The sequence below is a fragment of the Providencia sp. wls1914 genome (assembly GCF_009706645.1).
GTDB lineage: Bacteria > Pseudomonadota > Gammaproteobacteria > Enterobacterales > Enterobacteriaceae > Providencia > Providencia zhijiangensis.
In genome coordinates this window covers 644790-658119 of sequence record NZ_WLUN01000016.1, presented here as the reverse complement: position 1 = coordinate 658119, position 13330 = coordinate 644790, and the positions used below count along the sequence as shown (strand labels likewise).

Annotated in this window: 10 protein-coding genes, 3 tRNA genes and 2 pseudogenes; 9 read left to right on the top strand and 6 right to left on the bottom strand. The window is 42.7% G+C overall.

Annotated elements, in window-relative coordinates; genetic code table 11:
* Position 1 precedes the first annotated feature (1 nt).
* The 8 genes and pseudogenes from GKR74_RS13775 to GKR74_RS13740 all read left to right on the top strand — a co-directional run bounded on the left by GKR74_RS13775 (position 2) and on the right by GKR74_RS13740 (position 7798).
* Complete coding sequence (locus GKR74_RS13775; protein ID WP_036950426.1) at positions 2 to 418, top strand: hotdog fold thioesterase; 417 nt, start codon at positions 2 to 4, stop codon at positions 416 to 418.
* Between the two features lie 383 nt (positions 419 to 801).
* Entirely contained in the window at positions 802 to 1170 is a 369-nt protein-coding gene (sufA, locus tag GKR74_RS13770) for a Fe-S cluster assembly scaffold SufA (protein WP_154604421.1), read from the top strand.
* Between the two features lie 16 nt (positions 1171 to 1186).
* Positions 1187 to 2692 (top strand): annotated as a pseudogene (sufB, locus tag GKR74_RS13765) (Fe-S cluster assembly protein SufB).
* 39 nt (positions 2693 to 2731) lie between these two features.
* Positions 2732 to 3475, top strand: a pseudogene (gene sufC / locus GKR74_RS13760) (Fe-S cluster assembly ATPase SufC); the annotation flags it as partial.
* Positions 3453 to 4760: a Fe-S cluster assembly protein SufD gene (gene sufD, locus GKR74_RS13755; protein ID WP_154604005.1), complete on the top strand. Its 1308-nt coding sequence runs from the start codon at positions 3453 to 3455 to the stop codon at positions 4758 to 4760. The pseudogene sufC and the gene sufD, both read left to right, overlap by 23 nt.
* 4 nt (positions 4761 to 4764) lie before the next feature.
* Positions 4765 to 6003 carry a cysteine desulfurase SufS gene (gene sufS, locus GKR74_RS13750; RefSeq protein ID WP_154604004.1) on the top strand — a complete coding sequence of 413 codons (1239 nt, stop codon included), beginning with the start codon at positions 4765 to 4767 and terminating at the stop codon, positions 6001 to 6003.
* A gap of 72 nt (positions 6004 to 6075) precedes the next feature.
* Positions 6076 to 6492 carry a cysteine desulfuration protein SufE gene (gene sufE / locus GKR74_RS13745; RefSeq protein WP_036950416.1) on the top strand — a complete coding sequence of 139 codons (417 nt, stop codon included), beginning with the start codon at positions 6076 to 6078 and terminating at the stop codon, positions 6490 to 6492.
* A gap of 250 nt (positions 6493 to 6742) precedes the next feature.
* On the top strand, positions 6743 to 7798 hold the full coding sequence (locus tag GKR74_RS13740) for a L,D-transpeptidase family protein (RefSeq protein ID WP_154604003.1): 1056 nt from the start codon (positions 6743 to 6745) through the stop codon (positions 7796 to 7798).
* Positions 7799 to 7905: 107 nt separating this feature from the next.
* Here GKR74_RS13740 and GKR74_RS13735 read toward each other — a convergent pair whose 3' ends face one another.
* The 6 genes from GKR74_RS13735 to GKR74_RS13710 all read right to left on the bottom strand — a co-directional run bounded on the left by GKR74_RS13735 (position 7906) and on the right by GKR74_RS13710 (position 12342).
* Positions 7906 to 8142, bottom strand: a complete 237-nt coding sequence (locus tag GKR74_RS13735) for a major outer membrane lipoprotein (protein ID WP_004263789.1) — start codon at positions 8140 to 8142, stop codon at positions 7906 to 7908.
* A gap of 458 nt (positions 8143 to 8600) precedes the next feature.
* Complete coding sequence (gene pykF, locus GKR74_RS13730) at positions 8601 to 10013, bottom strand: pyruvate kinase PykF (protein WP_036950412.1); 1413 nt, start codon at positions 10011 to 10013, stop codon at positions 8601 to 8603.
* A gap of 468 nt (positions 10014 to 10481) precedes the next feature.
* Positions 10482 to 10558: transfer RNA gene (locus GKR74_RS13725), tRNA-Val, on the bottom strand.
* Between the two features lie 41 nt (positions 10559 to 10599).
* A tRNA-Val gene (locus GKR74_RS13720) sits at positions 10600 to 10676 on the bottom strand.
* A gap of 56 nt (positions 10677 to 10732) precedes the next feature.
* A tRNA-Val gene (locus GKR74_RS13715) sits at positions 10733 to 10809 on the bottom strand.
* Positions 10810 to 10968: 159 nt separating this feature from the next.
* The gene (locus GKR74_RS13710) at positions 10969 to 12342 is read right to left on the bottom strand and encodes an MATE family efflux transporter (protein ID WP_336431333.1); all 1374 of its coding nucleotides are present in this window, start codon (positions 12340 to 12342) and stop codon (positions 10969 to 10971) included.
* Positions 12343 to 12623: 281 nt separating this feature from the next.
* On the opposite strand from GKR74_RS13710, the gene GKR74_RS13705 reads away from it, so the two are divergent.
* Positions 12624 to 13301 carry a riboflavin synthase subunit alpha gene (locus tag GKR74_RS13705; RefSeq protein ID WP_154604002.1) on the top strand — a complete coding sequence of 226 codons (678 nt, stop codon included), beginning with the start codon at positions 12624 to 12626 and terminating at the stop codon, positions 13299 to 13301.
* Positions 13302 to 13330 lie beyond the last annotated feature (29 nt).

Genomic DNA, 13330 nt, shown 5'->3' with positions numbered 1-13330 from the left:
CATGATTTGGAAGCGTCAATTTAACTTGCAACAAATGGCGGCGATGGCTGAAAGCTGTATGTTAGGCCATATAGGGATTGAAATTACAGGTTTTGGTGATGACTACCTTGAAGGTACCATGCCAGTCGACCATCGCACCAAACAGCCTTTTGGTTTGCTACACGGTGGTGCCTCGGTTGTATTAGCTGAATCCTTAGGCTCAATCGCAGGCTACCTATGCAGTGAAGGTGATCAACGTGTAGTTGGTGTGGAAATTAACGCAAACCATATTCGTGCTGCGCGAGAAGGTGTGGTGAGAGGCGTATGCAAACCGATTCATCTGGGGCGCCGTCAGCAAGTGTGGAATATCGAAATTTTTAACGAGAAAAACCAACTGTGTTGCACCTCCCGTTTAACAACTGCCGTATTGTTTGAATAATCAGCAGTTTGTTTCTTCTGATACCCTCAGTTTATTTGAGGGTATCAATCCTATATTTATCTTTCATATCAATTCTTTATAACTTATCTAATTTATTCATTCTCATTCAATGAATGTGGTACTAAACCGAATATCACTTTATTAATTTGTGTTATTTTTATGTACTCAATAATACATAAAAAATATTATCATGAATGAGATTTATTTCTTAATTATTAATTGGTTAGATATTTCCATAAACTAAAATCCTGTCAGTAAACCGTTCTCATCGCTATAACCTCTTAAAACAAATGGTTGAAGTCATATGGGTAATCATTACCATGTCATATAGAGAAGAAATCGCTGATAACAGGCTGAAAAACCATAAGAAAAGTGAGGTCAAAATGACTGATGGTGTAGAAACATTTTCATTGGATGAAAATTCATGGCAGGGCGTCAGCCTAACCCCAAGTGCCGCTAAACAGATCAATAAGTTAGTTCTTCAAACACCGAATAGCAAAGGTCTATCCCTCGGCGTGAAACAGTCGGGATGTGCAGGTTTTGGATACGTCTTCGAGATGATTGAAAACCCAACCGATGACCACTTAGTGTTTGAACTCGATGGTGCACACTTGTATGTGCCTAAAAAAGCAATGCCATTCATTGATGGCACGGTAGTGGATTATGTCCAAGAAGGGCTTAACCATATTTTTAAATTTAATAACCCGAAAGCTCAACATGCCTGTGGGTGTGGTGAAAGCTTCGGCGTTTAACTTGTGAAGCTAGATTATGTCTCAGAGCAATGTAGAAGTTGGCGAAGATGTTCAAAGCTGGCTTGATGAAAAACGTTATAAAGAAGGCTTTTTTACCCAAGTTGCCACCGATGAAATGGCGAAAGGGCTAAATGAAGATGTGGTTCGTGCTATTTCTGCGAAGCGTAATGAACCTGAGTGGATGCTGCAATTTCGTCTTGATGCCTTTAATCACTGGAAAGGCATGGAAGAGCCACACTGGCTGAAAGCCCATTATCCAAATTTGGATTACCAAGATTACAGCTATTATTCCGCGCCATCGTGCGGGTCGTGTGATGATGCCTGTGGCTCACAGCCAGGCGCGACGCAATCAACAGGCGCTGCGGAAGAAGCGAATTACCTGACGAGTGAAGTCGAAGATGCCTTCAATCAGCTTGGCGTGCCTGTCCGTGAAGGCAGCAAAGTGGCGGTAGATGCAATTTTTGACTCCGTTTCTGTATCGACAACCTACCGTGGCGACTTAGCCAAACACGGGATTATTTTCTGTTCGTTCAGCGAAGCGATTCAAGAGTACCCTGAACTGGTGCAAAAATATTTAGGTAGCGTCGTTTCTAGCCACGATAACTTTTTTGCTGCACTGAATGCAGCCGTGGCATCGGACGGAACCTTTGTTTACATCCCGAAAGGGGTGCGTTGCCCGATGGAGTTATCGACCTATTTCCGTATTAATGCGGCAAAAACAGGGCAATTTGAACGCACAATCTTAATTGCGGATGAAGGCAGTTATGTGAGCTACATCGAAGGGTGTTCAGCACCGGTGAGAGATAGCTATCAATTGCACGCTGCGGTTGTGGAAGTGATTATCCATAAAGATGCCGAAGTGAAGTACTCGACAGTTCAAAACTGGTTCTCGGGTGGTGATAGCGAAACCGGGGGAATTCTCAATTTCGTGACTAAGCGCGCCCTGTGCGAAGGGGAAAATTCCAAAATGTCATGGACACAATCCGAAACGGGTTCTGCCATTACGTGGAAATACCCAAGCGTGATTTTAAAAGGGGACAATTCGGTTGGGGAGTTTTTCTCTGTCGCACTGACCAATGGTAACCAACAAGCGGATACGGGCACTAAAATGATCCACATCGGCAAAAATACCCGCTCAACGATTATCTCGAAAGGGATTTCGGCAGGTAAAAGCCAAAATAGTTATCGTGGGCTCGTCAAAATACTCCCGAGCGCCCATAACGCCCGTAACTTCACCCAATGCGATTCCATGCTGATTGGTACCCAATGTGGCGCTCATACCTTCCCGTATGTGGAAGTGAAGAACAATACCGCGCAATTGGAACATGAAGCGACAACGTCGCGCATTGGCGAAGACCAGCTGTTTTATTGCTTACAACGTGGGATCAGCGAAGATGATGCTATCTCAATGATTGTTAACGGCTTCTGTAAAGATGTTTTCTCAGAGTTGCCATTAGAGTTTGCCGTTGAGGCACAAAAATTATTGGCTATCAGCTTAGAACACAGTGTGGGCTGATCCTAATCGAGTTTAGTTGCGCTTGAGCGCTAAAGGCATGTTGATATGTTAAGTATTAAAGATTTACATGTAAGTGTAGAAGGTAATGAAATCTTAAAAGGGCTGTCTCTGGAAATTAAACCGGGGGAAGTTCATGCCATTATGGGACCAAACGGTTCGGGTAAAAGTACCTTGTCCGCCACCCTCGCAGGTCGTGAAGATTACCAAATTGATAGTGGTGAAGTGACGTTCAATGGCAAGGACTTACTTGAGTTAGATCCTGAAGAACGTGCGGGTGAAGGGATTTTTCTTGCATTCCAATATCCGGTTGAAATTCCTGGTGTGAGTAACCAATTTTTCCTGCAAACGTCAGTGAATGCGGTGCGTGAATATCGTCAGCAAGAGGCGTTAGACCGTTTTGATTTCCAAGACTTTATCGAAGATAAAATCAAATTGTTGGATATGCCACAAGACCTGCTCACCCGTTCAGTTAACGTGGGTTTCTCCGGTGGCGAGAAAAAACGTAATGACATTTTACAGATGGCGGCGTTAGAACCTAAGTTATGTATTTTAGATGAAACCGATTCTGGTTTAGATATTGATGCGCTAAAAATCGTCTCTAATGGTGTGAATTCACTGCGTACTCCTGAGCGCTCATTCATTATCGTGACTCACTATCAGCGCATTTTGGACTATGTAAAACCTGATTTTGTTCACGTCCTGTATCAAGGGAAAATCATCAAATCCGGTGATTTCAGTTTAGCGAAAAAACTGGAGGAGCAAGGCTATGGCTGGCTTATTGACCAACAGTGAAAGAGCAGAAAAACGCGCTGCGGTTGATGCTTTAAATCAGCAGGCAATGCGCCGTTTTGAAACGCTATATGAGCAAGGATTAGGTGGAAAATCTCAGCACGCTCAAACCCATTGGAGTCTCGCTAAACACGTTGGGCTGCCCGCATTTCGTCATGAAGATTGGCACTATACTCCGTTAAATAGCGTGTTAAATACCCAATACCGTTTTAGCTCGCAAGAACAGCAGGCTCCGCTAAGTGATGCGCTCGCATTAGCTATCGATGCTTATCGTGTTGTGCTGGTGGACGGACGCTACAATGCGGAACTCAGTTCTGTCGATACGGGGGAATTTCAAGTTTCTCTTCTCGATAGCCAAGACTGGCTACCTGATGCGGTGAACAGCGAGATTTTCTTACATTTAACGGAATGCCTAGCCGCTCAACCGCTTATTATCCAGTTAGCTGCCAATAAAGTTGCGACTAAGCCACTCTATTTACTGAATATCTCCAGTGGCAGCCATGATCTAGACTCGGTGAACATGAGCCAATATCGCTACCATTTGACACTGGGAAATAATAGCCAGTCTCAAGTGATTGAACACTTTGTCAGTCTAGATGATAAAGCACATCTGACTGGTGGGCGATTAACGGTCGAAGTGGGTGATAATGCGCAATTTACCCACTTCAAGTTAATGACAGAAAACTCACAGGCTCAGCATTTCGCTCATAATGACATTGTGGTGGGGCGTGATAGCCAAGTGAAAAGTAGCAGCTTTTTATTAGGTGCAGGGCTAACCCGTCATCATACAAGTAGCCGTCTTGACGGTGAAAATACGGAATTTGAGTTAAACAGCCTGTTGTTGCCGCAAGGTAATGAAATAGCCGATACACGCAGCTATCTTGAGCACAATGCGGGTTATTGTAATAGCCGACAGTTGCATAAAGTGATCGCCATGGATAGTAGCAAAGCGGTATTCAATGGCATGATCAAAGTTGACCCTAAGGCGCTGAAAACAGACGGTCAAATGACTAACAATACCTTATTGCAGGGTGAAAAAGCGGAAATCGACACGAAGCCTCAACTGGAGATCTATGCTGATGACGTGAAATGTGGTCATGGGGCAACGGTTGGGCGTATCGATGATGAGCAACTTTTTTATCTACGCTCTAGAGGGATTGATAGCCAAGCGGCTAAGCAGATGATCATCAATGCATTTGCTGCTGAGTTAACAGAATCAATTACTATCGATGGGTTAAAACAGGCTGTGATGGCGAGTATTCATCAACGTTTAGCGGAGGTGTAAACCGATGCCATATGACGTTGAATCGGTCAGGCAGGACTTTCCTGCCTTAGCGCAATCAGTAAATAACCATCCATTGGTCTATTTAGATAGCGCGGCGAGTGCTCAAAAACCTCAGCAAGTTGTGGATGCGGAAAGCCAATTTACGTTGCATCAATATGCGGCAGTGCATCGTGGTGTTCATACGCTTAGCGCGAATGCCACAACGCTGGTGGAAAATATTCGCCAAAAAGCAGCGGATTTTTTGCACGCGGCTTCCCCTGAAGAGATAGTGTTTGTTAAAGGGACAACGGAAGGGATCAACCTTGTTGCTAATAGCTTTGGGCGCCAGTTTATCCAGCAAGGCGATAATATTATTATCACTGAAATGGAGCACCATGCGAACATCGTTCCTTGGTTTATGTTGGCGCAAGAGCGTGGTTTTGAAGTACGGATCCTGCCTATTCTTGAGGATGGTACCCTTGATGTCTCTCAGCTCGCACAACTCATAGATGCGCGCACAAAGCTATTCAGTTTTACGCATATTTCTAATGTGCTTGGTACCGTTAACCCGGTGAAAAAATTGATTTCACAAGCGCGTGAAATTGCAGGCCAGCATGGAAATACACTGACTATCCTCGTGGATGGTGCGCAAGGGGCGATGCATCAGCAGGTTGATGTGCAAGCGCTGGATTGCGATTTTTATGTCTGTTCAGGTCATAAGCTATATGGACCAACAGGTATTGGGATCCTTTATGGCAAGAAGGCATTGCTTGAGAAGATGCCACCTTGGGAAGGTGGTGGGGCGATGATCCGCCAAGTCAGCCTGAAAAAAGGGGTCACATTTGCTGATGTTCCATGGCGATTTGAAGCGGGTACCCCGAATATCAGTGGAATGATTGGTTTAGGTGCAGCTTTAGACTATCTCAATGGGTTGGGATTAAGTAAAACTTTTGCGTATGAAAAGCAATTGATGCAATATGCGACGGATTTGCTTAAGCAAGTGCCTTCCCTTCATTTATATGGTAATGACCAACGTGAAGGTGTGATAGCCTTTAATTTAGGTGAACATCATGCCTATGATGTTGGCGCATTTCTGGATAGATATGGGATTGCCATTCGTACTGGGCACCACTGTGCGATGCCATTAATGGAACATTATCAAGTTCCAGCGATGTGCCGGGCATCTATTGGTGTTTATACAACTAAGCAAGATATCGATGCTTTGTATAATGCGTTATTGCGTATTAAACAATTACTCGGCTAAACACCGACGATATATCAAAGTAACTGTATTGCAGCACATAAAGATTGTAGCGAATAGATAGAAGGAAATATTATGTCGGCGTTACCCGATGAAGCGAAGCTATTACGCAATTTTGCACGTTGCCAAGATTGGGAAGAGCGCTATTTGTATATGATTGAACTGGGCGGGCGTTTACCGGCGTTATCTGAAGCTCAACAGGTGGATGATAACTTGATAGCGGGTTGCCAAAGCCAAGTGTGGATTGATATGCAAAAACAACCGGATGGCCATGTTGTTCTTGCTGGAGATAGTGATGCCGCTATTGTTAAAGGGTTAGTGGCGATTGTGATTATTCTCTTTCAAGGGAAAACACCTGAGCAGATCCTTGCGGTGGATGTAAAACATTTTTTCCAGCAATTGGCGCTTGAACAGCATCTTACACCTTCTCGAACTCAAGGTTTAAATGGCATGATCAAGTCGATTTTGGCGAGAGCTCACCAACTTCTTTAAGTGTTCTGTGGGAAATCTTCGGAATTTCCCACACTTTTCTTTTCTTCCTATTATTCTTATCCTAGAAAATATACCTAAGTAACTTACTGTATTTTATTGTTAAACTAACAATAACGAGACAACGTTAGCTCATATTCAAATTATTAACGTACTAAAATATTTATTAGGTATTAAAGATATTCGAGATAGTTGCTATTATGAGCGATATTGTTTGAATTTTGTAATGAATCTTATTTTCCTTGGAGTAGGTATGAAAAGAGTTTTGACGGCGGTAAGTCTGTTTGTCATGAGTGCGGTGCTGGCACCTGCGCAGGCTAAAGATTATCCATTACCCAATAACAACACACGCCTGATCGGGGAAAATATCACCTATGTGGTGCCTAACGATGGGCGCCCACTGGAAGCTATCGCAAGCGACTATCAGATTGGTTTGTTGGCGATGTTAGAGGCGAATCCAGGGACAGACCCTTATTTGCCTGAAGTGGGTAAACCATTGATTATTCCTGCTCAAATGTTATTACCATCGACACCGCGTACTGGTATCGTGATTAACTTGGCGGAAATGCGTCTTTATTATTACCCTGAAAACAGCCATAAAGTGGCTGTATATCCGATTGGAATTGGTCAGCTAGGACGAGACACACCTGAAATGGTGACATCAATTAGCCAATTAATTAAAGACCCAACATGGACACCAACCACCAATATCCGTAAACATTATGCACAGCAGGGTATTACACTTCCTGCGGTGGTACCTGCAGGGCCAGAAAACCCGATGGGGCTGTATGCGTTACGCCTGTCTTATGGTCGTGGAGAATATTTAATCCACGGCACTAACGCCAATTTTGGTATTGGAATGCGTGTTAGTTCTGGTTGTATTCGTTTGCGCCCAGATGATATTAAAGCACTGTTTACAAACGTACCAAAAGGAACTCGCGTTCAAGTTATCGATCAGCCAGTTAAATATGCAAAAGAGCCAGATGGTAGCTATTACATTGAAGTGCATCAGCCATTGTCACGTAAAGACAGTGATGATCCACAGACAATGCCAATCAAGCTCACTGAAGATTTCCAAGCGTTTTTAGCGAGTAATCCGGGAATTGATAAAGCGAAAGTTCAAGCAGAGTTGTCTAGACGTTCAGGATTGCCAGTGAGGGTGAATGTTGGGGATGATTCAGAACCGATGAAACGCGATTATCAGCAGTTAAAACCCATTGCGCCATTCACGATTACTCAACCACAACCTGTATTTGAAGGGGAAGTGAAATCTTCTATTCCAGCGAAATATCAGTCATTTAAAAGCTAATGACTGCCCGCCTTAAATGAATTTCGAAGTAAAAAATAAGGGCCTATAAAATAGGCCCTCAACAATAATTCAGCGATTAAGCTTTTCTAGATAACATCAAGCCGGACTTATTTTTTGTAAGTACGTACTTGGTTGTCCAGACGTTGGTTTGCACGAGCTGCTTCTTCTTGTGCAGTTTGTACATCAGAACGCAGAGACTGAACGTCGTTGCTCAGTTGGTCAACTTTACCGTTCAGAGTTTGCACGTCTGAAGAGAGCTTTTGCACTTCAGTGCTGTTAGAACAACCCGCCAGTAATGCTGAAGCTAATACGATAGAGCCCAGTACAATTTTAGTACGAATCATTATTTTACCCTCTAGATTGATTTATCTTGAAAATATAAAAGCAAGTAACCAAAAAATAGACTTAAGAGCGTTATCTTAAAGCTACCTCTATCCCTTTAAAACAACCTAATGTAAATTAGGGTATGGTACTTACTAAGTCTTATGCTAGTACGTAATTCAAAGTTTTGCTAGAAATACTTTATATTTAACAGGGTGAAAACGAATAAAAATTTCAATTAAGGGTTATTTAGTTTGAAATTTGAGCGAATGGTTATCGTTTTATGATTTATTTTGTAAATGTTTTGTAACCAAAATCTGGGTGAATTATATCTTCGCGGATCATAACGTAACTTATTGAAATTATGTTTCGCACGGATTGCTAAATTTCAGTTATTGCAGATAATAAAAAACCCTACTGCCGTGAAGCAATAGGGCTAATATCACGCTAGGTTATGCAGGACAACTGTTATGCAAGGCAACTACAGAACATGTACTGATGAGGTATTTGTTGTACCACTTTGTACTAATGCTCCGGATACCATCACGACTGCATCACCTTCTACCGCCAATCCGCTTTCTAACGCTGCACGCTTACCTTCACGATAGAAATCATCGGTTGATTCGAAAGGACCCACGATCATCGGAATAACGCCTTTTACTAACAGTAACTGACGAGCAGTTTCTTCGTTAGTTGTCAGAGCCAGAATCGGTGCAGTAGGGAAGTATTTACGGACTGATTTTGCAGATTTACCACCATAAGTTGCGACAACGATTAATGGCACATCCAGTTTTTCAGACATTTCAACGGCACCACGGCAGACAGCTTCAGTCACACGTAAGCGCTGGGTTGGTTTTTGATTTTCAATACGCGTTGGCATAACGCGGTCAGTACGTTCACAGATAGTTGCCATGATAGTCACAGCTTCAACTGGATATTTACCTTTCGCACTTTCCCCAGACAGCATAACAGCATCTGTACCGTCTAAGATGGCGTTTGCAACGTCACCAGCTTCTGCGCGGGTAGGGCGTGGGTTTTTGATCATTGAATCTAGCATTTGAGTCGCAGTAATAACGACCTTGCGAGCTTTAACACATTTTTCAATCATCATTTTTTGGGCGAAGATAACTTCTTCTACTGGGATCTCAACCCCTAAGTCACCACGAGCAACCATGATACCGTCAGAGGCTTCAAGGATTTCGTCGAAGTTATTTAAACCTTCTTGGTTTTCGATTTTAGAGATGATTTGAATGTTTTCGCCACCATGTTTTTTCAGGTGAGCGCGAATTTCTTCAACGTCTGAACGTTTACGGATAAATGAAGCGGCTACAAAGTCGACACCTTGTTGGCAACCGAAAACGAGGTCTTCTTTATCTTTTTCTGCTAGTGCAGGTAAGCCGATAGAAACGCCCGGTAAGTTAACACCTTTTTTCTCACCAAGATCGCCATTGTTTAATACTTGGCAAATCACTTCAGTTGCAGTGATGTTGGTTACAGTCATGCCGATTAAACCATCATCCACTAAAACGGTGTCACCTACTTTCAGGTCTTTGGTTAAGCCAGGGTAAGTGACTGCAACGCGTTCTTGGTTACCGATAACGGAAGTATCTGTTGTGAAAGTGAAAGTTTGACCTGCAACGAGAGAAACATCATTGCCGCCTTCCAGTTTCATGGTACGGATTTCTGGACCTTTAGTGTCCAGCAGAATAGCTGCTTGTTTACCGGTTTTTGCACAGACAGAGCGGAGGTTGTTGATACGTTGACCGTGTTCTTCATAGTCACCGTGGGAGAAGTTAAGGCGCATGACGTTCATGCCTGCATCCAATAACTGAGTTAATTTCTCTTCTGATTCGGTTTTTGGGCCGATGGTACAAACAATTTTGGTTTTTTTCATGGCAGTCTATCTAATGGTTATAAAGGAAATCGGTATTGCCGCCGATGCTTAATGCGCAAGATAGTCTATGTTGCGCAACTCATTTATAAGAATAGGCGACAGTCTGGTATTCAAAATCTGGTTATTTAAAAAACGTCACTTTTTGACTCTTATTATAGTGTAGATGACATTTTTCATTAAAGCTAACATGCTGATTTGTCTTTGTTGAAACCTTTCAGCTCGAGGGATCATTATAAACAACATCAAACTGTGAGACAAATCAAATTTTGCTAAATTTGATGCAGAAGTAATTAAGATCAAACAACAGCGAGATTTTCAGTTGAAAGTAGGTTGCGCAACAAAATAAGGGAAAACAAAATCACAATCAAGATAAATATGATATTTGAAAAGAGTACTTTTATTAGGGTTACTAAGGGGCTCAGGATAAAAAATAATTCGGGAATAAGAAACGAGTCAGAATAAATAGAATGGTGCGTCCGAGTAGACTCGAACTACCGACCCCCACCATGTCAAGGTGGTGCTCTAACCAACTGAGCTACGGACGCACTGAGATGAAGCTTGGTTTGTCACTGATGACAAATTTAAATGGTGCGTCCGAGTAGACTCGAACTACCGACCCCCACCATGTCAAGGTGGTGCTCTAACCAACTGAGCTACGGACGCACTGAGGTGAAACTTTGTTTGTCGCTAATTTGTCTGTCACTAATGATGAATTTAAATGGTGCGTCCGAGTAGACTCGAACTACCGACCCCCACCATGTCAAGGTGGTGCTCTAACCAACTGAGCTACGGACGCATATCAATCATTACTGCTTTAACGACGGGGACGAATATTAACGTTCTGCTGTCAATCTGGCAAGGGGAAAATGTAATTTTGCGAGAGTTTGCTCGTATTTAAAACTATTCGCAGAAAAACATTCGCCACCTTGCCATAAAATGCTGAAAATTACGCCAATTATCGCGTTGAGCGTAATAAAACGACGCTGTCAGGTTGGCGATGGATCCACAAAATTCGTGTTGCCATACCAATAGCCGCAGCGGTGAGTCCGATAATAAATCCTAACCAGAAACCTTTTGGTCCCATGGGCTCGGTAATGAAGTCGGTCAACGCCAAGATATAGCCAGACGGTAAACCTAAAATCCAATACGCCGTAAAGGTAATAAAGAAGATTGAGCGAGTATCTTTATACCCACGTAACACACCGGCACCAATAACTTGAATAGAATCTGAAAGCTGATAAAGCGCGGCATATAGCATCAAGCTAGATGCCAAAACAACCACTTCAGGATTCTTGTTATACATCATCGCGATAGGCTCACGGAATGTGCTGGTAAAGATGGCCGTTAAGCAAGCTAGACTTAATCCTACCGCTAAACCAGTATAAGAAGAGACTTTTGCGGCTTCAGTAGACTGACGTCCCAAGTTATAGCCAACTCGAATGGTGACAGCGATACCCATTGATAACGGGAACATAAACATCACCGAACTAAAGTTAAGCGCTACTTGGTGACCTGCGACCGCAACAACCCCTAAAGGCGCGACCAATAGGGCAACAACCGCAAACAGGGTGACTTCAAAAAACAGTGCTAACCCAATCGGTGTTCCGAGCACAATAATGCGTTTCAGGATATCTGGATTTGGCGCGCCTAATGGTTGCACAGGACGGATATCTCTCTGATTTGGTGCGTGCTTAACATACCATCTCATCATCAGACACATTGCCCAATACACCGTTGCTGTCGCCACGCCGCAACCAACACCACCTAAGGCTGGTGCACCAAAGTGACCATAAATGAAGATATAGTTCACGGGAATATTGACCATCAAGCCAAGAAAACCAATGACCATGCCGGGTTTCGTTTTTGACAACCCTTCACATTGGCTACGGTACACTTGATAAAATAGGTAACCTGGGGCTCCCCACATAATCGCGTGTAGGAAACGAACCGATTTATCGGCTAACTCTTGGTCAATATGGGGCATGTTGCTGATGATCAGTTTACTGTTATACAACAGCAACATGATACTAACGCCTAAAATAAAGGCTAACCACAAGCCTTGTTGAACTTGATCGCCAATCAGGTTTCTGCGACCTGAACCGTTCATTTGAGCGATAATTGGCGTGAGCGCCATGAGAATACCTTGCCCTAATAAAATAGCAGGCAACCAAATAGAAAAACCAACAGCCACAGCTGACATTTCGATTTCGCTAACACTTCCCGCCATGATGGTGTCCACAAACCCCATTGCAGTTTGGGAAAATTGGGCGAAGAAGATAGGGATACCGAGAGCCAACAAGCTACGCGCTTCTGTAATATATTTCTGCACGCATACACCTTCACAATAAGTTTCGAATTAAAAAAAGAAAAAAGCGGAATGAAATTCTATGATTTACTAAAAAATCAGATAGTTAATGCTAACCCCTTATTCTATCTCTTTTATGTAATCAATCCAACATAGTTATAGATAAGAATAATAAAACAGCAGATTAGTATAGAAACCGTTTAAATGTTTTGTGATGGCAGCATAAATATAACCACTCAAATAAGATAGATCTCTGAAAATTCTTAGGTAAACTGAGTTTATTAATTCACTGCACGAGAGTCATTATGTTTACAGGCATTGTTCAAGGAACCGCTCCAATTATCTCAATCACGGAAAGAGCTAATTTCCGTACTCATGTCATGAAATTCACGCCGGAATTATTAGTGGGTTTAGAAACAGGTGCATCCGTTGCGCATAACGGTTGCTGTTTAACCGTGACTAAAATTGAAGGGGAGAACGTTAGCTTTGATTTAATCAAAGAGACATTGCGCCTCACTAATTTAGGTGAGTTAAAAGAAGGGGACGTGGTTAATATTGAGCGTGCTGCTAAATATGGTGATGAAATTGGCGGACATGTGGTTTCGGGTCATATCGTGACCACCGCAGAAATTAGCAAGATTTTCACCTCTGAAGATAATCATCAAGTTTGGCTCTCTATTTATGATAAAACCTTGATGAAATATATCTTACATAAGGGATTTGTGGCGATTGACGGAATTAGCTTAACGGTTGGTGATGTTATCAACAACCGTTTTTGTGTGCATCTGATTCCAGAAACATTGGCGAGAACAACATTGGGTAGCAAGCGACTGGGTCATAAAGTCAACATTGAGATTGACCCACAGACTCAAGCTATTGTTGATACTGTTGAGCGTGTTTTGCATCAGAAAGAACAAGAAATGTTATTGAAGCAGAAACAAGAGAGTGAAGACTCAGTAGACAGCGAAAAATCATCAATCTAGTTTTGAGAAGGTTATAGCTCTGTGCAGAG